This window comes from Aeromonas sp. S8(2024) (assembly GCF_041403085.1).
Lineage (GTDB): Bacteria > Pseudomonadota > Gammaproteobacteria > Enterobacterales > Aeromonadaceae > Aeromonas > Aeromonas dhakensis.
Window position 1 is genome coordinate 303,411 of the sequence record NZ_JBGLRF010000003.1, and the last position, 21,637, is coordinate 325,047.

A 21,637-nucleotide genomic window follows, 5' to 3' on the forward strand; every position below is an offset into this window, starting at 1 on the left:
CAGGATCAGGATGACGACAAAGAGATTTCACAGATCAAATTTTATTTCCCAATAAGTTTCCTATCCTTAGTGAAGCAGTTAATGTAAGCACAGGATCCCAAACAGGATTGCATGATGGATGACCAAATCCTGATTATTGACGATGACGATCTGCCCCTTCTCGACGACCAGCAGGCTGGATGGAAGGTGATGATTGTGGACGATGAGCCCGAAGTGCATCGCATCACCAAGATCACCCTGAGCAAGTTTGAATTCGATAATAGACCCATTGAATTTTTGCATGCTTATTCAGCCGCTCAGGCCAAGGAGCTGCTCGCCAAGACCCCGGACGTGGCCTTGCTGCTGCTGGACGTGGTCATGGAGGTCGATCACGCCGGTCTCGATGTGGTCAAATTCGTGCGCGAGGATCTGCAAAACAAGATGGTGCGTATCGTGCTGCGTACCGGTCAGCCGGGCCAGGCCCCGGAAGATGACGTGGTCAGCAACTACGACATCAACGACTACAAGGACAAGACCGAGCTCACCTCCCAGAAGCTGCGCACCCTGCTGCGAGCCAGCCTGCGCTCCTATCGCGACATCCGCACCCTCGAGAGCAACCGCCAGGGGCTGGAGAAGGTCATCGAGGCCTCCAAGGGGATCTTCGAGAAGCGGGCACTGCGGCAGTTTGTCGAAGGGGCCCAGGAGCAGCTCAGTGCCCTGCTCAATCTGGAAGATTCACATATCTATGATGTGAAGCAGTATGCCTACGAGGTACGGGATCAGATCCTGGAACCTCTGCTGCCGGGCCATCCGTCGCTGCGTCTGGCCGATGCTCCCGTCATCCTGCGTCAGGCCATGAACAATCGCGCCAACGTCTATGACGGCAACCAGATGGTGCTCTACTGCCAGAACCCCCGCCATCATCTGCTGTTTCACATCGAGACCACTCGCCAGCTTAGCCAGATGGATACGGGCCTGCTCAGCCTGTTCACCGAAAACATCATAGTGGCGCTGGAGAACATCCGGCTCAACGAGGTCATCGCCGACAACCAGCGCGAGATCATCTACCGCATCGGCGAACTGGTGGAGACCCGCTCCAAGGAGTCCGGCCTGCACGTCAAGCGGGTCGCCCTTTATACCGAGCTGTTCTGCCAGTTGCTGGGCATGAGCGAGGAGCAGAGCGAGCTCATCAAGCGCGCCTCTCCGCTGCACGACATCGGCAAGGTGGGCATTCCGGATGCCATCCTGCACAAACCGGGCAAGCTGACCCCGGAGGAGTGGGAGATCATGAAGACCCACGCCCAGCTGGGGCAGGACATGCTCTCCGGCAGCGATCTGGCGCTGTTCCAGATTGGTGCCACCATCGCCGGCAACCACCACGAAAAGTGGAACGGCAGCGGCTATCCTCGTGGCCTCAAGGGCGATGCCATTCCGCTGGAAGGGCGGGTGGTGGCGCTGGCCGACGTGTTCGATGCACTCGGCTCGGATCGCTGCTACAAGAAGGCCTGGCCGCTGGATAAGGTACTGGCGCTGATCCAAGAGGAGAAAGGCCAGCACTTCGACCCCCAGCTGGTGGAGCTGATGCTGGCCAACCTCGACAAATTCCTCGAGATCCGCGAACAGCACAAGGATATCTACGTCGGGGAACATTGAGCTGGATGGGTTGTTCAACCACCCCAATAATCTGCCCATATAGAAAAAGCCGCCCTGACAGGCGGCTTTTTGCTGCTTGCAGCATTCCCCTCACCTATTGTTCGGGCAGGTTGAGATCCAGCTTGGCCTCCGGTTTGGCGCTCTCGCTCTCGGCTTTTTGCGATGCCATGGCTTTTTTCAGCGCCCGCCGCTTTTGCAACACGATGAAGCCCACGCCGCCGAGCAAGAGCAGCAATAATATGCCAGTGCCACCCAGCAGCCAGACCAGCCAGCCGCCGCTCTCCTTTTCCTCGAACTTGACCTGGCTCGGAATTGCCGCCGAGGCTTCTGACGCGGCAGAGGCGGCCGATGGCGGCGTTGCCAGCACCGGGAAGATATTGAAGGATTTGACCGGCAGGCTCACCTGAATTTCGCGGCCCAAGCGGGTCGTGCCAAACAGGGTAGCCGTCACCTCATATTGGCCGACTTCCTTGATGGCGGAGAGATCCACCTCCACCTTGGGTTCGGTGGCCACCGCATTGAACGGCATGCTGGTCCCGACCGTGCTGGTCGCCTTGCCCTGGATCACCACGGAAGCGGGATCCAGTTCATCCACGTCAATCAGGAAGGAGAGCTTGGCCCCGAACTCCTGCGAGGGAGGCGCGAGGGAGTAACTGACAGGTAGCGGATAGATCAGCACATCCTGATAGCGGGCACGGGAGAAGACCTGATTGCCTGTGCTGTACATGGCCCGGTATTTCCCGGCTGGCACATCCAGCACCGCCTCGGCGGTCATGATGCCGTCGCCTGGCACCTCGTCGAGCCCCTTGCCATCGTCACGATAGTGACCGAGCACCTCATCGACGACCGGCTCCCCCTCCGGCTTGGCGTCATTGAAACGCTGCAGCCGTACCGTCATGCCGAGATCGGACAGGTAGTAGCCATCCTTGGGCGGCGCGTCGTCGATCAGCAGCCAGGATTTGAGCTTGACCTTCTCCCCCTGGTAAAGCTGGGTCGGCAACAGATCGGTTTCCAGCTTGATGTTCGACAGCAGGCGCACCCGGTTGTCGGGGTCCACCTCGCCAATGGCCTGCCAGGGGCCCGGCATGGGATTGCGGATGGTAATGAGATCCTGATCCTTGAGCGCCAACCAGCCGACATCGGGCGGCGTCACCTTGCTCACATAGAGCTTGCTGCCATCGGGCCGCACCAGGATCACCGACGGAGTGCCCGGCTTGCGCGTCACGATGAAGGTGATCTCCTTCACCCCGTAATCGATGCGAAAGCGATTATCGAGCAGGGGGATGTCGGAGGGGGCAAATACCTCGTTGGCCCCGGCCGTCAGCGAGGCCAGCAGCAGCAGGCCGCCCCATAGCTTGCTCATTGCCGCCACAGGCAGGCTCCTCCCTTCTTCTGCACCAGATCCAGCCGCGCCTCGTGTACCGCCTCAACGTCGGCACTGGCCCGGATCACCTTGAGCGGTGGACGGTTGCTCTCCAGTCGCCGGATACTGGTGTCCTGGTTGCTTTCATTCTCGTTGCTCTCGGTGGCCAGGTTCAGTTTGGTCTGGCCACCCGTCATCAACAGGTAGACGTCTGCCAGGATCTCCGCATCGAGCAAGGCCCCGTGCAGGGTACGGTGCGAGTTGTCGATACCGTAGCGATCGCACAGCACGTCCAGGTTGTTGCGCTTGCCAGGGAACAGGTCCCGCGCCATCGCCAGGGTATCCGTGATGCCGCAGATGTCGGCAGTCTTGAAGTTGAGACCGAGCTTGCTGAACTCATAGTCCATGAAGCTCACGTCAAACGGCGCGTTGTGGGCAATCAGCTCGGCACCGCGAATAAACTCGATGAACTCGTCGGCAATCTGGCTGAACGACGGCTTGTCACGCAAGAACTCGTCGGTGATACCGTGCACCTGGATGGCTTCCGGGTCCACCAGCCGGTCCGGCTTGATGTAGACGTGGAAGTGGTTCCCGGTCAGCTTGCGGTTGATCACCTCCACACAGCCGATCTCGATGATCCGGTGTCCCAGATAGACGGGGCCACCGGCCGTGTTCATACCTGTGGTTTCAGTATCCAGAATGATCTGGCGATTCAGTTGGGGTGTGCTCATGATCCAATCTATGTCAAACTTCGGCTTTACCCGCTAGTTTACCCCAAGCCTCATGTTAAAACAGATTGATTTGTATACGGATGGTTCCTGCCTCGGCAACCCGGGCCCGGGTGGTTATGGTGCCGTCATGGTCTACGGCAAGCATCGCAAGGAGATCGCCGCCGGCTTTCGCCTCACCACCAACAACAGGATGGAGCTGATGGCCGCCATCATGGGGCTGCGCACTCTGAACGAGCCCTGCCAGGTACGCCTCACCACCGACAGCCAGTATGTGCGCCAGGGGATCACCCAGTGGATCATCGGCTGGAAGAAGAAGGGATGGATGACCGCCAACCGTCAACCGGTCAAGAACGTCGATCTCTGGAAAGCGCTGGATGCGGAAGTCAGTCGCCACCAGATCGAGTGGCTCTGGGTCAAGGGGCACTCCGGACACCCGGAGAACGAACGCTGCGATGAGCTGGCCCGCGAGGCCGCCAGCGGCAAACAGCTGGCCGAAGATACCGGCTATCAACCCTGACCGCCTTCCCCTCTAGCACATGAGCCTGCCCGGCGGCTGACGACTAGCCGCCCTGGCGCGCCATCCCCGGCGTAGCGATGGAACCCGGCAGACGCCAGCGACGGCGCACCGGTGTCAAGGGGAAGCGCCGTTTGCGCGCCGCTATCACGTAGACAGACGCAAACGGCCGACAGTAATCCCGCCCCACACTCTCCCGCCACCAGCCGATCCGGCTCTGCCTGCCCATGAACGAATAGCCGAAGCGCTCGTCAAACATCACCTCGCAGCCAAGCAGCTGCAGCCAGTCGGTGACCCGTGCCGGGGTGAACATGCGGGCGGACCAGGGCAGATGTTGACGCAGGAAAGGCAGGCAATGGCCGATGCCGACCAGGCTGAGCGGATTGTAACCGCTGACGATGAGCCAGCCATCGTCGGTCAGTACCCGCTCCGCCTCCCGCAGCACCTGGTGCGGGTCGGGTGAAAAATCGAGACAGTGGGCCAGCAGGCAGGCATCCACGCTGCCGGTGCGTACCGGCAGGGCCAGCGGATCCCCCTTGAGATCCAGCAGGCGGCCGCCAGGGGCGACCCCTATCTGGTGGCGAATGGAGGAGCAACCGCAGGAGAGCTCGGCGCTCAGCGCGCCGACCTTCAGCAGATGATAACCAAACAGATGCGGGCACCAGCTGTCGAGTCGCTCCTGGATCTCGGCCGCTACCCAGTCCCCCATGGGCAGTGCCGACCAGCTGGTCGGGATCTCGATTTGTTGTTCGGTACGTGCCACCTGCATAATAGGGCTCAACTTGGGGTTCGAACGCCATCCAGTTATATAAGATACCCTCCATAAAGAGAAGCAGACTCATGTATCCAGTGATCACAGTTCCAGCCTTTAACGACAACTACATCTGGTTGATCCGACACGAAAATCACTGCCTGGTCGTCGATCCGGGCGAGGCCGCTCCCGTGCTGGAACGGCTGGCCGTGCTGGAGCTGCAACTGGATGCCATCCTGCTCACCCACCACCATCACGACCATGTGGGCGGCGTGGGCGAGTTGCTGGAACATTTTCCCCATTCCCGCCTCTATGGCCCCAAGCTTGACCCCATGCCGGCGTACCACGGCCAGTGGCTTGATGACGGGGATCAGATCAACTGGCACGGCCTGAGCCTCGAGGTGATCCACGTGCCCGGTCACACCCACGGTCACATCGCCTACCACGGTCACGGCATGCTGTTTTGTGGCGACACCCTCTTCAGTGCCGGCTGCGGCCGCCTGTTCGAAGGGACCCCGGCCCAGATGTTCGGATCGTTGCAGCGCCTCGCCGCCCTGCCCGATGACACCCTCATTTATTGTGCCCACGAGTACACCCTCTCCAACCTGCGCTTCGCCCACGCTGTCGAGCCCGACAACCAGGCGATCCAGCAACAGATCGGGCTGATCAGCAAGCTGCGCCAGCAGGGCCTGCCGAGTCTCCCCTCACGGCTGGGGGATGAGAAGCGCTTCAATGTTTTTCTGCGTTGCGAGCTAGATTCCGTGAAATTTTCTGCTGAGAAACACGCTCTTAAATGCGTGGAAAATCCGGTAGATACCTTCACGATCCTGCGCCAATGGAAGGATGTTTTTTGAACAAACCTTGATCAGGGGGCCATTGCCCCTTATGATGCGAGCTGTTTTTCCCAAAGATGACCTGAGCGAGATGAAGGTACGAACGGCCTTATTGGCGGCGCTGTTTCTCAGCGGCTGCCAAAACCTGAGCCATCAGGATGACCGGGCGCTAACGGCAATCGAGCCGATCAAGTCCCCCCAAGTCAACAAAAAAGCGTATAAAAAACATTCTGCGCGCTTCCTGTTCGGTGACGAACAGATCGACGAACTGGATGACACCGATAACCTGTGGGTGCGTATCAGCGATGATATGCAGTTTGATCCGCAGGAGAACGACCGTGTCCGCCAGCAGCGTGATTGGTTGTTGCGCAATGATAAGCATCTGGCGACCATTGCCAGCCGGGCTGAGCCCTACCTGTATCTGATGGTAGAGGAAATCGAACGGCGTGAGCTGCCAATGGAGCTTATTACCATTCCCATGATCGAGAGCATGTTCGATCCCCACGCCCGATCCCGCAGCAATGCGGTGGGTCTGTGGCAGTTCGTTCCTGCGACCGGCAAGAACTTCGGCCTGCGCCACGACAACTGGTACGACGGCCGCCGCGATGTACTGGCCTCCACCAATGCCGCGCTGGATTATCTGGAGTACCTGAACCGTTTCTTCGACGGCGACTGGCTGCAGACGCTGGCCGCCTACAATGCCGGTGAAGGACGGGTGCGCAACGCCATCATCCGCAATCAGAAGGCTGGCCGACCGACCGACTACTGGTCGCTCGATCTGCCTCGCGAGACCCGGATGTACGTGCCCAAGATCCTGGCCATGGCTGACATGATCCGCAATGCGGACAAGTACAATGTCACCCTGCCGGTGCTGGCCAACAAACCGCAACTGCGGGTGGTCAACACGGGAGGTCAGATCGACCTGAACGTGGCAGCCCAGCTGGCGGGCCTGCGCCCGGCCCAGCTGAAAGAGGTCAATCCGGCGCTGACCCGCTGGTCGACCTCGCCCAAGGGCCCCTATCGCCTGCTGGTACCGGTTGAATATGCCGATACCCTGGAGCTGGCCCTGGCCGACCTGCCGCAGAGCGAGCGCATCCGCACCCGCTCCTATCAGGTTACCAGTGGCGACACCCTCTCCCGCATCGCCCAGAATCACGGGGTGAGCGTGCAGCAGATCAAGCTGGCCAACAACCTGCGCAGCAACAACCTGCGCCGTGGTCAGACCCTGATGATCCCGACCAGCGGCAGCAAACAGGTAGTCAGCCAGAGCGTCCAGAGCAAGCCACAGCAGCTCGCCAGCCGTGGCAGCGGCAAGATCCAGTACAAGGTACGGGCCGGCGACAATCTGTGGAGCATCAGCCAGGCACACGGGGTGACCCATGACGAGCTGGCCAAGTGGAACGGTCTCAACGCCAAATCGGCCCTGAAACCGGGCATGAAGCTGGTGGTCTGGCCCAAGCAGGGCAAGGGTGGCAACAAGTCCATGGTCTATCAGGTGCGCCGCGGTGATTCCCTCTCCTCCATCGCAGCCCGCTTTCAGGTCGCCGTGATGGACGTGATGCGCTGGAATCAGCTGGGCAAGAGCGATTACCTCAAGCCAGGTCAGGAGCTGACCCTGTTCGTGAAGAACAACAGCTGATCGTTCATCACTTCATAAAAAAATACCCCGCCTGATGCGGGGTATTTTTTTATCTGGAGCAGGCCGCCGTAGCGGCCAATCAACAGGCTTAGGGGGTGATGGCCTGGGCCGCGAAACGGGCCACGATGGGATTGTGATCCGAGGCATCGGTCGCCGGGCTGCTCACTTCCACCAGATCCAGATTGCGGTAATAGAGGTGATCGAGCGGCCGGCCAAAGGCAGTCCGGCGCAGATCCGGCATCGGGATCGCCTCCTGCAGCCCCAGATCGCTCACCAGCCGCTTCAGCCAGAACTCCCGCTTGTCGCTCCAGGTATTGAAATCCCCGGCCAGAATGACGGGCCCCTGGTGACGATGAATGAGGGCGGTCAGATCGTTGATCTGCTCGCGAAAGGTGGCCATCCCCAGCTCGAAATTGACCGCATGCAGGTTGACCACCAGCACACCGTCAGGATCCCCCTGCAACGGGTAGAGGCTGACCAGACCGGATTTGGGGATGCGCAGCAGCGGCTCGGGGGAGCGCACGCCGCACACGAACGCCTGCGGCGTCTTGGCGACCGTCATGACACCGAAGGAGACGCCGCCCTGAGTAAAGGCTTGCAATTGCTGCCACTGGAAATCACCGGCCTTGAGCCACTCCAGCATCTCGGGGCGGGTCGCCGACTCCTGCAACAGCACCAGATCCTGGGCCTTGGCATACTCGTCCAGTCCCTCGCGCCAGTTTTTGCGCTGACCCTTGTAGAGATTCCAGACGGTAATGCCAAACTCGCGGGGCAAGGCGGTGGAGGCCAGTGCCACCAGCGGCGGCTTCTGGCAGCTGGCGCCAGGGATGATGCCCTGCGCCGTGACCAGGTGATCCTGATCCGGCACCTCGAAACAGCCGACCAGTCCCAACGTCAGTAGCGACGTACCCAGAATGCGATAACTATTTTTCATTGGCTAACAACCACCTGCCTCTGCATTGTGTCATGACCATCCCAAACGTCATCGCTGCCGACTAGGCTCATAACTCGTGTCCGGCCCGGCTCATCCAGAAGGAATTCAACGATGGCGAGACAGCACCAGTACCGCGTGACGTTTTATGATCAACAAGGAAATTGTCATCAAGTGGAGCTTTCCACCGTCTATCAGATCAGACGGGATCCCCAGTGCGATCTCTGCCTGTTCGACACCCAGCAGTGCGTCGGCTCGGAAGAGATGCTGGAACGCATGATACGGCAAAAAACCGGGTTTGAGCAGGAAATATCCATCATCAATGCCCGGCTTATCTGACCCGGATCAGACCGGTATCGGACGGGATTTTCCCTGTTCGTCGATGGCGACATAGGTGAAGATCCCCTCGGTGACGCAGTAGCGCTGGGCTTCGTTTTCACGCAGCACCGGCTTGACCCACACCTCCAGCTTCAGTCGCATGGAACTGCGGCCAATCTTCAGACAGCGCCCGTAGCAGCACACCACGTCGCCCACCTTGACCGGGCTGTGAAAGGTCATGCCCTCGACGGATACAGTACAAATACGTCCTTTTGCCAGCTCCTTGGCCATGATGCCCCCACCTATATCCATCTGGGACATGATCCAGCCCCCGAAGATATCGCCATTGGGGTTGGTATCGGCTGGCATTGCCAGGGTTCTCAGCAACAGTTCCCCATCGGGGTGACGTCTTGTATCTACCATCATTACCGCTCTCTCTATATGGATGGCGGCATGATAGGGGGCGAGCTCCCCCTTGGCAAACCTCAATTGCCCGTCAAACGGCAGGCCCGGCCAAGGAGCGGAGCCGCCTGTGCCCCACCGCTATACCCACGCATAGCACCGGGCTGTATGCTTAGTGACCCTGGGCTGCCAGCTCGGCAAACCAGTGCGCCGGATCGGGCCAGCGATAGACAAACCCGTGCTGCTCGCAGATGCGCTGCCCCTCGACGGGGGCAAACCGGCCGGCCGGTTCGATGAATATCGGGGCCGGCAGGCCAAGCTGGCGCGCGGCAAAGGGATAGAACTGCTCCCGGCGCGGGTGCACTGGCGCACTCAGGTTGTAGGCATCCCCATCCTTGCCCTGTTTCAGCAGCAGCAGGCAGGCGGCCACCACATCATCCAGATGCACCAGGTTCACCGCCTGGCCGCCCCCCTCCAGGGTCTTGCCCGCCAGGAAACGGCCGGGATGGCGCTCTGGCCCATAGAGCCCGGCCGGGCGCAGCACCATGGAGCATGCAATGCCGGCCCCCATCGTCGCCTGCTCGGCGGCCAGCATCCGTATTCCGCGCTCGTGGGCAGGCATGGGGTGTTCATCCTCCCCCTGCCCCAGCCCCCAGACCGAGGTAGCGCTCACGAACAGCAACCGCTGCACGCCGGCACCCTTAGCCAATTCAGCCACCCGAGCGATGGCGGCCGGGTAATCCTCGACCTTGCTCGGCGGCACGCAGATCACCAGCTCGCGGCAGCGAAACGGCAGGGCCGCCAGCCCGGTGCCCAGTTGCAACGGCCAGGCCTTCACCCCCTCTGCTGTCAGCTGCGCGGCTTTTTCGGCCGAGCTGACCGTCACCGCCACCTGGCGGCCCTCGGCCTGCAGCGCCCGGGCCAGCGGCAGTCCCAGCCAGCCTGCCCCCACGATCCCGGTCTGGTATTCACGCTCTGTTGTCATGACAAAATCCTGGCAAAAAAAAACGGCCATCCATGATGACCGTCGAAAGTAACGAAGGAAATAGCTGGATTAACCAGTTACCTCCCACAGCGGGAAAATCGGGAGCGCAGGCTCCTAATTCGTGGGGCCTATGCTAGTGGCAGGCAGTCCAAAAAGCTTTGAAGCGGATCACAGTTGAAAAGGATTTCTGAAAACGCTTTCAATTTTTCAGCAAAATTCGGGAGCGACATTGGCCCGTTCAGGGCCAATGTCGGCCACTCAGGCGACGGATTCCCGTCTGACCAACTCGGCCTCGAACTTGAGCTCCAGCCCCTCGGCCGGCTTGTGATCCAGCAGGCTCAGCGCCAGTTCCGCGGCCCGGCCGCCCATCTCCTCGATGGGGTAGCGCACCGTGGTGAGCTTGGGATAGATGTAGCGGGCATAGGGAATGTCATCAAAACCCACCACCGAAATCTGCTGCGGGATCTTGTATCCGCGCTCCAGCAGGCAGGAGATGGCCCCCGCCACCATGGCGTCGTTGAAGCCGAGCACGGCAGTAAACTCGACGCCCCGATCCAGCAGCTCGCCCATCGCCACGTAGCCACCGTTCTCGTCGGCAAAGGCGCGACCGATGAGAGCAGGATCAAGAGCGATGCCGGCCCGCTGCAGGGCGTGGTGATACCCGGCCATCCGTTGCTGGCCATCGACGAACTCTTCATCGTCCGAGGTGACGAAGGCAATCTTGCGATGGCCTGCATCCAGCAGGTGCTGGCAGGCGGTGGTGATGCCGGCCTGGTTGTCCAGCCAGACGCAGCGATCTTCGGCGCCCGGCACCTGGCGGTTGATGAAGACCACCGGGGTGCTACCCGCCACCAGCTCGCTCAGCTCCTCGTCGGGCAGCGCCTTGCTGTGCAGGATCAGCGCATCGCACTGGCGCTGCAGCAGGGCCTGGATGGCGTGGCGCTCGCGCACCTCGTCGTGATTGCCGGACATGACGATGGTGAACTTATCCGCCCTGTCCACCACGCTCTCGATGCCGCGCATCATCTGGGCGAAGAAGGGGCCACCACACAGATCCCCCACCAGCACGCCGATGCAGTTGGAGCGCTTGCTGACCAGCGCCTGGGCAAAACTGTTGGGACGAAAATTCAGTTCCTTCATGGCCGCCAATACGGCCTCACGCTTTTCTGGTGCCACCTGCGCCGTGTTGTTGATGACTCGCGACACAGTTGAAATGGACACATTAGCCAACCGGGAAACGTCTTTAATCGTTGCCACTATCAATTCCTTTGTTGGGGAAGCCTGTCTGTGTTGAACGGGCGATTATAACGAACCTGCCAGACCAAGAGAGGGCGCCCGATCACCTGGCAGGTTTCCTTTTGTAACAAAACCTTATGGGATAATAACCATTTTGGGGAAGGAATGGGAATCCGGCTGCCGCCAGGGCGGCAGCCGTCTCAATAAGCGTGACTCAGCTCGCGCTCGGACATGAAGCGCAGTGGCTGCTGCAGCTTGTGCTGATAGATGAGGTCGAACGACAGCACGTTCTGCACATAGTTGCGCGTCTCCTTGTAGGGAATGCTCTCGACCCAGACATCCATCGGCTTGTCCGCACTCTGATCGCGCCAGCGTTTGACCCGGCCGGGGCCGGCGTTGTAGGCCGCCGCCGCCAGGATCCGGTTGCCGTCATACACATCCAGCAGCCGCTTGAGATAGGCGCTGCCAAGGCGGATGTTCATGGCGGGATCAAACAGCTGCTGCTCGTTGCGATAGGGCACCCCCAGCTTGCTGGCCGTCTCCTTGGCGGTGGTCGGCATCAGCTGCATCAGTCCCCTCGCCCCCACCGGCGACTGCGCCAGCGGGTAGAGGGCGCTCTCCTGGCGAGAGATGGCGTAGAGCAGACTGGTGTTCATGGTCCGCTCCTGCGCCATCTGGGAGAAGGTGTGCTTGAGCGGCAGCGGGAAGCGCAAGTCGAGCGCATCCCAGGCCTCGGCCCGGATGCTGGCCAGAATAGCCAGCTCGTGCCAGCCCTGATTGAGGGCGATGTGGCCAAACTCGAGGCGCTGGGCCACCGGGTTGCGATCCATGTTGTGGATCCACTCCGCCCGCGCCGCCGTGATCTCGTTCATGTCGAGCAACTCGCGCACCCGCAGCAGGAAGGGCCAGCGGCGGCTGGCGGTGCGCCAGTCCGGCACCTTGTGCGCCACGCTCTGGTTCTTCATCCGATAGGGCACGCCGGTGCGCTGCGCCGCCATGAAGCCGTAGAAACCGCGCAGATTGGCGGTCTCCAGATAGAGATCCCGCGCCGGTTTCTGCTGGCCCTGCACTTCCAGCGAGCGCGCCAGCCAGTAGCGCCAGCGATCCTCCTTCTGCAGGCCCATGGGCATGCGCTTGACCCAGCCGGAGAGCCCTTTCCAGTCCTGCTCCCAGATGGCGAGCCGGGCCCGCAGCTCCAGCAGATCCGGGTCGGCCTGGCGCACTACGGTGGCATCCAGCCAGCTGCGCTGGGCGGTGGAGCGGTCGAGCAGCAGCCGTCTGGCCACCGCCCGTTCCACCGGTTTGAGCTCGGCGGCGCTCAGCGAAAAACGCGAGCGCAGATAGCCGAGCTGCCCCAGCACCGCCTCCGGCTGCTGGTTGGCATAGCGGGCCAGTCCCAGCAGCAGCAACTTCCGGGAAGGGGCTGCGTTAGTGAAATAGGCCGTGTTCATCGCCTTGGCGGGCTGCTCGAACAGGGTGATCATCTGATCCCCATAGGCCTTCATGCCGCTACCGAGCTGGGCGCCGAGGTGGCGGATGAGGTTCGGGTTCTCCGCCTCGAAGGCCAAGGTCATACGGGTCCAGATCTTCTCCTGGGTGCGCAAGCCCGCCTGCTGCCAGAGCTGGAACAGGGGATCGCAGGCATCGGGACGGGACTGGCCGCTCAGCCAGAGCTTGCCCGCCTCCTGCAGTGCCTGGCTCTGCTGACCGGTGTAGTAGCGCGCCTGATAGTGCATGCAGAGCAGATCGGTGGAGTTCGGCTTGGCCGGGTAGAAGCGCAGGAACTGGGACCACTGCTGGCTCTGGGCCAGATAGGTGAGGTAGCTGCGCTCCAGCCGATTGGATTGGGGGGTATCGCCGTGCTCGCGGATGAAGCGGGTCACGTCGTCATAGTCCGCCGCCCCGGGCCGGAAGGCCAGCTGGTAGTAGTCGAGATAGGGCAGCAGCGGATAATGGGTCAAACGGGCACGAATTTGCTGAAAACGGGCCTGATCGTCGGCCCGCACCGCGTCATAAGCCTGGCGATAGAGAGATTGTTCCAGGGTCTGCGCCGCCACCTGCGTCAGCAGCCCCGGCACGCACAGCGCCGATAAAATGATTCCCTGCACGGCTTTCACGAGAGACGTCTCCATTGAGAGGCAATGCCACCGCCCGTTGGCGGTGGTGTCATATTCCCTCATTCTACCCGTTAACCCCGGGGGCTACAGCTCGCCGGCGAGACTATTTTTACTCGCCGCTGGCGAGGCTCTCACTGCGGGCAAGGCGCCGCACGTAGCGCTCCAGATAGGGTACCGGCAGTGGCTTGGAGGCCAGGTAGCCCTGGTAGAAGTGGCAGCCCTGGGCCTGCAGAAACTCCAGTTGCTGGCGCGACTCCACCCCCTCCGCCGTCACGTTGAACCCCATGTGACGCGCCATGGCGATCACCGCCTCGACGATGGCCATGTTGTCGCCATCGCGCGGTATGTCCTGGATGAAGGAGCGGTCGATCTTGAGCTCGTCCGCCGGCAGCCGCTTGAGGTAGCTCAGGGAGGAGTAACCGGCGCCGAAGTCGTCGATAGCAAAGCTGATGCCGAGCGCCTTGAGCTCACTCATCTTGCTGATGGTGTCTTCTGCATGCCCCAGCACCACGGATTCGGTGATCTCCAGATTCAGGCTGGCGGGATCCATGCCGGTGGAGGCCAGCACGTCGTGGATCCGGTCGACAAAATCGGCGGCGTGAAACTGCTTGGCGCTGACGTTGACCGACAGCTGCGGGATGTGAATGCCGTTCTCCTCCCAGCGCACGTACTGGGCGCAGGCCTCGTACAGTACCCAGTTGCCGATGTCGACGATAAGGTCCGTCTCCTCGGCGATGGGGATGAACTCGGCAGGGGAGACCAGCGCCCGACCGGGCGGCTGCCAGCGGATCAGCGCCTCGACGCCGATGATGTCGCCCCCCTCCACCATGTGCTGGGGCTGGTAGTAGAGGGTCAGCTCCTGCTGGTTGAGGGCGCTGCGCAGCTCGTTGTGGATGAGCAGCCGGCGATCCGCCTGCAGCTGCATGGAAGCGTCGAAGAAGCGCCGGGTCTTGCGACCGGCCGACTTGGCCTGATACATGGCGGTGTCCGCCTGCTTGAGCAGATCGTCCACCCCCTGCTCACGGCCTGGGAACAGGGTGATGCCGACGCTGGCGCCGATGTGCAGCACCTGACCGGCGTGGTTGTAGGGGGCCGCAATCTCGCTGATGAGCCGCTCGGCGATAAGGTCGGCCTGCATCTCTGCCTGGGGGGGACTGGCCGAGAGCGAGGGCAGCAGCAGCACGAACTCGTCGCCGCCAAGGCGCGCCAGACAATCCCCCTGGCGTACCAGCCGCTTGAGCCGGCTGGCCACCTCCTTGAGCAGCCAGTCGCCGGTGGCGTGGCCGAGGGAGTCGTTGATGGTCTTGAAGTGGTCGAGATCGATGAACAGCAGGGCGCCGATCAGATAGTCGCGGCTCGCCTCGCCAAAGGCGTGGGCCAGGGTCTCGTGCAGCTGGCGGCGATTGGGCAGGCCGGTCAGCTCGTCGTAGTAGGCGAGATCCTGGATGCGGCGCTCCGCCTCCTTGCGCTCGGAGATATCCTCAAAACAGATAACGAAGTGGCTGATCGCCCCCCTGTCATCCTGCACCGGGGTGACGATTTCCCACTGTGGATAGGGATAGCCATCCGCGTGCAGGCGCTGGGTCTCCCCCTGCCAGCGGCTCAGACTGCCGAGCTCGTAGCCAAGCCCCCCCAGCCCGCACCAGAGATCGTTGCCCAGATGCAGGCCGATCACTCGCTGGCTGTCAAAGCCGGTGATCTGGCTGAAGGCGTGGTTGACCCGCAGGATCTTGAAGTCGGGGTCGGTGATGATGATCCCTTCGTGGGTTTCGAAGGCCACCGCCGAGAGGCGCAGCTGGGCATCGCTCTGCAGCCGCTCCAGCTCCGCCACCATGCGCATGGAGAAGGTGGTCAGCACCGAGCCCAGATTGGGGATCGCGCTCTGGTCGGAGAAGAGCAGCGCCAGGTGTCCCAGCAACTGGCCGTTGCGATCACACAGCGGCAGGCCGTAGTAGCCCTGCCCAGCCTTGAAGCCGGCGCAATACAGATGCTCGGCGGTGAGCGGCAGGATGCAGGTCTCGCCGCGCTGGTAGACCTGCTGACACGGCATGCCCGCCAGCTCGTACTCCTTGAGATCGATGCCGTGACAGGCCAGCACCTTGAGCCGCTCGCTGCCGGTGCGCTCCGCCAGCCAGACCGCATCCGCCACCAGAATGTGGGCAAGCTGGCTGACCAGGGTATTGAAGAAATCGAGCCCGGTCCGGGCGGAGAGTGCCTGGGCCAGCTGGGTCAGCAAGGGGTCTTGCAGCAGTGGCAATTGCTGGGAGAGATCGGCAGGCAGCTGGGTGCTGCGGGTGGTGTCGAGCGGCGCAATCCAGCCACAGCACATCTGCTGGGCCGGTACGTACTGGCCGCTCCAGAGCACGTGACGCACCTCGCCGTTCTCGTCGCCGAGGTGGCCGATGAACTGGGCCGGTTGCTGGGAGTGATAGAGTCTGGCGAGAAAGTCGGCAAAGCCGGCCTCGTCATCCGCCGCCAGTTGCCCGAACCAGGGGTGAGGCCCCTCCCCTTGCCAGAGCTGGTAGGAGGCATGATCGGACAGGCTCCACTGGGCATGTTGCCGATCATAAAACCACATCATCTGAGTGGCTTGCTGTTTCATGTACTACTCCAACACCACAACAACCACGTTCAAGTCCCTGACGACTCGATAGCGCCCACATTCTCAGCGCGCACGTCGGCAAGGGCGGTGCGGGGGGAAGTGCGAAAGATGCGAGACTAAGCGGTGAAAACCGGACATGAGGTCGACATGCGGCGCTGCCACGAAGGGACAGAAACGATCCAAGTTTCCCCATACTGCCTGCCTGTTTCGTCGAGCTCAAGTGCTTTTTGGTGCAGAACGGGAAAAGATCACAATTTCCCCCTCCCCTTCGCAGCAAGGCACCATTTAGTGATACAGATCACATTTTAATGTTCAGCCATGAGTAATCTGAAGGTGAAGACACAAGCAATACGACCCGAAGGGGGCCAATATGAAAATCGAAATTACCAGCAAAATCATCGAGATCACCCCGGCTATCCGCGAGCGCATTGAATCCCGCTTTGACAAGCTCGAACGTCTTCAGGTGCCTCTTATCACACCCCATGTGATTGTCTCCAAAGAGCGTCTGATGTTTATCGTTGAAGCCACTGCTGGCATCCCCAACGGCAAACTGTTTGCCCAGGCAGAACATGAGGACTTGTACGCCGCCATCACCGAACTGGGGCAAAAACTGGAGCGTCAGATCAACCGCCATACCGAGAAACCCATCGCCCGTCGCGCCGCTGCGGCCGGCAAGGAAGTCCCGCTGCCGGACGAAGCCGACGCCTGATCCAGGGCACGACACATCCATCACACAAAAGGCGGGGTCTCCCCGCCTTTTTGCTGCCTGGTCCTCTCAGCTGAGCCAGTGCAGACCGGCATCCACCCCCTCCTTGAGCGCATCTAGCACGGGCAGCATCAGCAAGGGATCCTCGCGTCTGGGCTGATCCGCCAGCTTGCCTCGCCAGCGTTCGCGCCCAAGCGGCGAGAGGTTGTCATAGACGGCGGGCTCCAGCGCAGGCGGGGTACCGAGCAGCGGCGGCGAACGCAGCGCCAGCCAGAGCCGCACATCCACCATGGAGCCCCCCTGCTGCAGCCGTTCGTTGAGCACGCTTGCCTCGGCATCATCCTCGCTCCCCTGCAATGGGGTAGCCGGTGGCAGCTCAAAGCGGCTGCGCCAGACCCGACTCTCTGCCTTTGCTGGCTGCCTGGGATCAAACCAGGGCTGCTCTTCCACCGCATCGGTCAGCAGGGCCAGATGCAGACGAAAGTCCGCCCTGTCTCCGTGCTGGAGATCCTGGTTGAGACGTTGCCCGAGCTGGGCTTCGTCCACCAGCCATTGCTCACGAACGGCGCTGGGTAGCATGGGATAACTCTTGGAAACGGTGGTTTCATCCTTTATCGGCCGCAAATCCGATCCTTTGAGCAGGAAAAATCCCGTCGAGGGGTTCACAACCGCAGAAGATCTGTTAGTATGCGCCTCGCACTTGTGGAGGGGTTCCCGAGTGGCCAAAGGGATCAGACTGTAAATCTGACGGCTCTGCCTTCGAAGGTTCGAATCCTTCTCCCTCCACCATTTCAAGTGCCGTCACGACCCAGGTTGTGATGCAAAATCAGCAATGCCCCGTGGAGGGGTTCCCGAGCGGCCAAAGGGATCAGACTGTAAATCTGACGGCTCTGCCTTCGAAGGTTCGAATCCTTCTCCCTCCACCATCTATTCAAGAAAACCCGGCCTCGCGCCGGGTTTTCGCTTTTCAGCGTCCCGCCACATTTATCGGTACATTCAACGCCCCCATAAAAACGGGAGGCAATCGCCTCCCGTTTTTGTCTCTTTCTGCCCGCTACAGGGTGAAGCGATAGAAAATATCCACCGCCTGGGCCACCCCGCTCATGGCCTGCAGGTAGAGCCTTGGCATCAGCTCGTAGCGCAGCTTGAACTCGGCGATGGGGCTGAACACCCCCACCCCGTACTGGAACTGCAGCCCCGGCAGCAGGTAGGCCGACAGGGTCACCTGGGTGTTTTCACCACTGCCGGCGGTGTCGAGGGCCACATCGCTCATGCCGAGGGATTCCCCCAGACTGGAGACCACGCCGTTGGCCTGGCTGACTGCGCCCGCCACCAGCAGGCCGTTGAAACCGCCATCCTCGCCGCTGGTCTGCAGCCCCTTGCCGCGCAGCAAGTAGGAGAGCTGCTCGGACTGGGCCATCTGCGGCTCCGAGTAGACGGTGATCTTGGGCTTGCTGGCCGGCCCGGTCACCCGCACCCCGACCGTCACCTTGTCCTCTATGGTATCGGGATCCCGATACGCCTCTATGTTGAGGTAGGGCTGATCGAGGGGGCCGGAGAAGAGGATGCGGCCATCCTTGATGATGAGGTTCTGGCCATAGGCCTTGAAGCGCCCGTCGTTGAGCACCAGCTGACCGTTGCCCGCCAGCGGCCGCGAGGGATCCTGGCGAATGTTGATGCCGCCCCCCACCTTGGTCTTGAGTCCCATCGCCTCCAGCCGCACGTCGTCACCCAGCCGGATGGCCAGCTTGATCTCCATCGGCAGCGGCGCGGCCTTGGGCACCGGCGGCAGATCGTCGTAGACCACGGTCACATCATCCGACACCGCCACCGCGCTCTCGGGCAGGCTCTTGACCAGGATCCGCGCCCAGGGGATGTCCACCTGGCCGGTGATCCGGGTCTCCTCCCCCAGCGAGATGGCGATGTCCGGGGAGACCCGCACCCGGCCCATGCCAGGATACTGGGCTTCCAGCTCCTTGCCCTCGATGGTGAGGCTGCCGGTGACCGGCAGCTGCGCCCAGCTCAGCCAGCCTCCCAGTGCCAGCGGGCCCTTGCCCACCAGCATGGTGCCATCCAGCTCGGCCCGATTGCCTTCAATCTTGAGGCGGGTCACCAGCTTGGAGAGGGTCACCATGTCGGAGTGGGTCTGCACTTCCCCATCCAGCAGGTTGAGCTGGCCAAACAGCAGCGGCGAGGCCAGGGTGCCGTCGAAGCGGGCATCGGCCGAGATGACCCCCTGCAGGGAGCGCACCTCGGGGATGAGCGGCGCGAAGGTGGTCAGCTTGAGGTCGTCAAACTTGAGCTGGCCGGAGAGATTGCCGCGACCGGAGGGATCCCGGATATAGAGCTTGGTGTCGATGTTGCCGATCTGCCCGGAGGCAAAGTCGAGCCGGATGGCCGCCTGCTGGCGCTCGAAGTCCACCCCGAGCTCGAGGCGCTGATAGTCGGTCTTGAGTTCGTCGGCCACGAAGGTGCCCGGCGTGGTGCGCACGGTGGCGTGCAGGGTCGGCTGATTGCCGCGCCAGCTGGCCCGCCCGTCGGCGGAGAGCACCGCCTGCCAGCGGAAGTTGTCCGGCAGCCAGGGCCGCAGGCGCTTGAGGTCGAACTGGTTGAGGGCAAACTCCAGGCTGCCCTGCTGGGCCGATACCTGACTGCCCTTGACACAGAGGCTGGCCCCCTGGGAGCCGAGACAGAGATCCCCCATGGTCAGCCGCTGGCGCGGCAGATCGAGATCGAGGGCCCAGGGCGCGCTCAGCTCCCAGCGCCGCAGCGGCGTCTTCAACTTGAGCTCGCCGAGGGCGCCGCGCCAGCGATCCCCTCGCAGGCCGCCGCTCAGCTTGAGGTTGGCCGCCACCGGGTCACCCTTCATGGTGAGCGACAGGGCGTGCTGGTTGAGATCGCCGTTCAGGTTGAGCGCCAGCTGGCTGAGGCTGGTCGTCCCCTGCACCAGGCTGGCCACCGTCAGGGCCACCTCCCCTGCCGGCTTGTCGCCGACCAGGGCATCGCCCTTGATGGCGATCCCCTTCAGGTCGGTGCCGGCATAATAGAGGCGGCTGGCTGCCAGATCTGTGGTAACCCGCGGCGCCTGCTGATTGCCGGTCAGCCGCACCTGCCCCTTGATGTCCCCCTTGAGTCCGGGATAGAGCCCGGCCAGGTTGGGGGCGTCGAGATCCGCATCCAGCTTCCACGCCTGCTGGCTCAGGCTGCCCTTGGTCTGCAGCTGGTTGGGGCCGCTTTGCAGCGCCAGCGCCGGGATGGTCCACTCCATCTTGTCGTTGCCGCTCGCGCTGCCCTTGATGGCCAGCGGATACTGGTTGAGCTTGCCGTCCACCTTCAGCTCGGGCAGTTGCAGTTGCCAGTGGCCTGCCTCATCGAGCTCGAAGCGGCTGGCAATCTTGCCCGCCAGCGCTCCCTTGAGCTCGGGCACCAGCTCGGCCGGGTTGATCCCCTTGAACTCCGTGGTGCCTTGCCAGCGTACCCCCTTGTCCCAGGCGAGCTTGCCGTCCAGCTTGAGCTCCCCCTTGAGGGCGTTGAGCAGCAGGTTTATCTGGTTCAGCTGCGTCAGATCCCCCTTGCCGGTCAGCGCCAGCTTGAAGGGGGGCACGTCCGTGCCCTTGCCGGCGGTATTCAAGGCAAACTGGTAGCCGGAGAGCTTGCCCTTGGCGCTCAGCGTGCCCTTCTCCAGCCGGTAGCTGGGCTCGTCTTTGGCAGGTTTATGCAGCGGCCAGCCCAGGCTCTTCCACTCCAGCCCCGCATCAAACGGCAAGTCGGGGTCGAGGGCCGCCAGAGACCCCTTGAGATTGGCTACCACCGGCCCCTTGGCCTGCAACGCCAGCGCCAGCTTGCCCACCGAGCCGCCGAGGGTCAGGCTGGCCTGCTGCCCCTGCAGCTCACCATCCAGCAGCCCCTTGCGGGCCTTGGCATCCAGGGTCAGGGCGAGGGGGTAATCCTCTTTGAGCTGGATCTTGCCCTTGAGCGCCAGATCCGCCATGGCGTGGCGCAAGGAGAGCTCGCGCAGCACGATGTCGCTCCCCTCGGCGCTGGCCGACAGCAGCAGCTTGTCGAGCCCTTCAATCAATTCACCTTGCTGATAGCGAAACGCCGTGACCTGCAATCCTTCCAGCTGGATGGGGAACGGCAGCCGGATGGCGGGCAGCGCGATAGGCTCCGCCGGCTTGGGCGGTTGCGCCTTGCCCGCATTTGCCGCTTTGTTCCCGTTGCCGGCAGCCTTGGCCACGTTTTGCGGGTTGGGGGCCGCCTTGACGCCAGCCGGTTTGGCAGCCTCGGCCGCGGGCGTCTCGGCCAGGGTCACCTTGAGGCCGTCCAGCACCGGCCCCTGCACGATCAGCCCCTTGCGGCTGAGGGTGGCGCCGATGTCGAGGGACTTGAGGCTCACCCCGACCCCGGGCACAGTCACATCGAGATCCGCCACCTTCAGGCTGTCGACTTGGATTTTCAGCGGCAGCGGATGCCAGACGAAGGGTTCCGACGGCTCTTCCGGGGCCGGCTCGGAGTCGGCCACCTTCACCACAGGGTGGGTGACGTTAAGGGATTTGATCCAGAGTTTTCCCTGCAGCAGCTTGCCCAGATCCCAGTCCAGCACGGCGCGATCTACCGTGACATCCACCAGCTCGTCCTGCCAGCCGACCCCTTCCAGGGTCCAGCCATAGCCGAGCTGGCCCGCCACCAGCTCCCCCTTGAGGGAAGGCAGGGCGGCCCTGGCCTGCTGCCACAGCCACTTGTTGCCCTGATGGGTGAAGCCCAGCAGGCTGACGCCGATGAGCAGCAGGAAGATGAGCCCCATCAGCCACAGAAAGATACGTTTTACCCAGATCACAGTGCAGACCCCCGCGAAAGATGCAGCCGCAGCGGCCGGT

Annotated in this window: 17 protein-coding genes and 2 tRNA genes; 8 read left to right on the forward strand and 11 right to left on the reverse strand. The window is 62.2% G+C overall.

Translation table 11 applies throughout. The features are described from left to right. The first annotated feature begins 114 nt into the window (after positions 1 to 114). On the forward strand, positions 115 to 1,632 hold the full coding sequence (locus ACB031_RS10270; RefSeq protein WP_005299285.1) for an HD domain-containing phosphohydrolase: 1,518 nt from the start codon (positions 115 to 117) through the stop codon (positions 1,630 to 1,632). Between the two features lie 94 nt (positions 1,633 to 1,726). Here the strand turns inward: ACB031_RS10270 and ACB031_RS10275 are convergent, their stop codons facing one another. Both ACB031_RS10275 and dnaQ read right to left on the reverse strand, forming a co-directional pair. Beyond that, positions 1,727 to 2,995, reverse strand: coding sequence for a TIGR03503 family protein (locus ACB031_RS10275; protein ID WP_371139501.1), 1,269 nt, complete (start codon positions 2,993 to 2,995; stop codon positions 1,727 to 1,729). Beyond that, positions 2,992 to 3,726: a DNA polymerase III subunit epsilon gene (gene dnaQ, locus ACB031_RS10280; protein ID WP_042050764.1), complete on the reverse strand. Its 735-nt coding sequence runs from the start codon at positions 3,724 to 3,726 to the stop codon at positions 2,992 to 2,994. The genes ACB031_RS10275 and dnaQ overlap by 4 nt, the downstream gene beginning before the upstream one ends. Before the next feature lie 52 nt (positions 3,727 to 3,778). Between dnaQ and rnhA the strand changes: the two genes are divergently transcribed. Continuing rightward, on the forward strand, positions 3,779 to 4,243 hold the full coding sequence (gene rnhA / locus ACB031_RS10285; RefSeq protein WP_005299276.1) for a ribonuclease HI: 465 nt from the start codon (positions 3,779 to 3,781) through the stop codon (positions 4,241 to 4,243). Positions 4,244 to 4,286: 43 nt separating this feature from the next. On the opposite strand, the gene ACB031_RS10290 is transcribed toward rnhA, so the two are convergent. Continuing rightward, positions 4,287 to 5,009, reverse strand: coding sequence for a methyltransferase domain-containing protein (locus ACB031_RS10290; RefSeq protein ID WP_010634452.1), 723 nt, complete (start codon positions 5,007 to 5,009; stop codon positions 4,287 to 4,289). A gap of 71 nt (positions 5,010 to 5,080) precedes the next feature. On the opposite strand from ACB031_RS10290, the gene gloB reads away from it, so the two are divergent. Beyond that, positions 5,081 to 5,845: a hydroxyacylglutathione hydrolase gene (gene gloB, locus ACB031_RS10295; protein ID WP_371139502.1), complete on the forward strand. Its 765-nt coding sequence runs from the start codon at positions 5,081 to 5,083 to the stop codon at positions 5,843 to 5,845. A 70-nt stretch (positions 5,846 to 5,915) separates the two neighbouring features. Next, positions 5,916 to 7,463 (forward strand): LysM peptidoglycan-binding domain-containing protein, encoded by a 1,548-nt coding sequence (locus ACB031_RS10300; RefSeq protein WP_054545192.1) that lies wholly within the window; start codon positions 5,916 to 5,918, stop codon positions 7,461 to 7,463. An 88-nt stretch (positions 7,464 to 7,551) separates the two neighbouring features. Here the strand turns inward: ACB031_RS10300 and ACB031_RS10305 are convergent, their stop codons facing one another. Next, positions 7,552 to 8,397, reverse strand: coding sequence for an endonuclease/exonuclease/phosphatase family protein (locus ACB031_RS10305; RefSeq protein ID WP_005299265.1), 846 nt, complete (start codon positions 8,395 to 8,397; stop codon positions 7,552 to 7,554). 111 nt (positions 8,398 to 8,508) lie between these two features. Here ACB031_RS10305 and ACB031_RS10310 point away from each other — a divergent pair, with 111 nt between their 5' ends. Then, complete coding sequence (locus tag ACB031_RS10310; RefSeq protein ID WP_005299261.1) at positions 8,509 to 8,733, forward strand: hypothetical protein; 225 nt, start codon at positions 8,509 to 8,511, stop codon at positions 8,731 to 8,733. Positions 8,734 to 8,739: 6 nt separating this feature from the next. Here the strand turns inward: ACB031_RS10310 and yciA are convergent, their stop codons facing one another. The 5 genes from yciA to ACB031_RS10335 form a co-directional block, all read right to left on the reverse strand. Beyond that, positions 8,740 to 9,138, reverse strand: a complete 399-nt coding sequence (gene yciA / locus ACB031_RS10315) for an acyl-CoA thioester hydrolase YciA (RefSeq protein ID WP_162519932.1) — start codon at positions 9,136 to 9,138, stop codon at positions 8,740 to 8,742. A 148-nt stretch (positions 9,139 to 9,286) separates the two neighbouring features. Beyond that, positions 9,287 to 10,099 (reverse strand): NAD-dependent epimerase/dehydratase family protein, encoded by an 813-nt coding sequence (locus ACB031_RS10320; RefSeq protein WP_371139503.1) that lies wholly within the window; start codon positions 10,097 to 10,099, stop codon positions 9,287 to 9,289. 258 nt (positions 10,100 to 10,357) lie between these two features. Beyond that, the gene (locus ACB031_RS10325; RefSeq protein ID WP_017766068.1) at positions 10,358 to 11,356 is read right to left on the reverse strand and encodes a LacI family DNA-binding transcriptional regulator; all 999 of its coding nucleotides are present in this window, start codon (positions 11,354 to 11,356) and stop codon (positions 10,358 to 10,360) included. A 179-nt stretch (positions 11,357 to 11,535) separates the two neighbouring features. After that, the gene (locus ACB031_RS10330) at positions 11,536 to 13,452 is read right to left on the reverse strand and encodes a transglycosylase SLT domain-containing protein (protein ID WP_117403925.1); all 1,917 of its coding nucleotides are present in this window, start codon (positions 13,450 to 13,452) and stop codon (positions 11,536 to 11,538) included. Positions 13,453 to 13,561: 109 nt separating this feature from the next. Then, the gene (locus ACB031_RS10335; RefSeq protein WP_244365400.1) at positions 13,562 to 16,054 is read right to left on the reverse strand and encodes a bifunctional diguanylate cyclase/phosphodiesterase; all 2,493 of its coding nucleotides are present in this window, start codon (positions 16,052 to 16,054) and stop codon (positions 13,562 to 13,564) included. 370 nt (positions 16,055 to 16,424) lie between these two features. Between ACB031_RS10335 and hpf the strand changes: the two genes are divergently transcribed. After that, positions 16,425 to 16,763, forward strand: a complete 339-nt coding sequence (gene hpf / locus ACB031_RS10340; RefSeq protein WP_010634460.1) for a ribosome hibernation-promoting factor, HPF/YfiA family — start codon at positions 16,425 to 16,427, stop codon at positions 16,761 to 16,763. Between the two features lie 66 nt (positions 16,764 to 16,829). Here hpf and ACB031_RS10345 read toward each other — a convergent pair whose 3' ends face one another. Next, complete coding sequence (locus ACB031_RS10345) at positions 16,830 to 17,339, reverse strand: VC2046/SO_2500 family protein (protein WP_042008255.1); 510 nt, start codon at positions 17,337 to 17,339, stop codon at positions 16,830 to 16,832. Positions 17,340 to 17,464: 125 nt separating this feature from the next. Between ACB031_RS10345 and ACB031_RS10350 the strand changes: the two genes are divergently transcribed. Next, a tRNA-Tyr gene (locus tag ACB031_RS10350) sits at positions 17,465 to 17,549 on the forward strand. Between the two features lie 52 nt (positions 17,550 to 17,601). Continuing rightward, positions 17,602 to 17,686 (forward strand) — tRNA-Tyr (locus tag ACB031_RS10355). A 128-nt stretch (positions 17,687 to 17,814) separates the two neighbouring features. Here the strand turns inward: ACB031_RS10355 and ACB031_RS10360 are convergent. Next, positions 17,815 to 21,597 (reverse strand): translocation/assembly module TamB domain-containing protein, encoded by a 3,783-nt coding sequence (locus ACB031_RS10360; RefSeq protein ID WP_323996917.1) that lies wholly within the window; start codon positions 21,595 to 21,597, stop codon positions 17,815 to 17,817. Positions 21,598 to 21,637 lie beyond the last annotated feature (40 nt).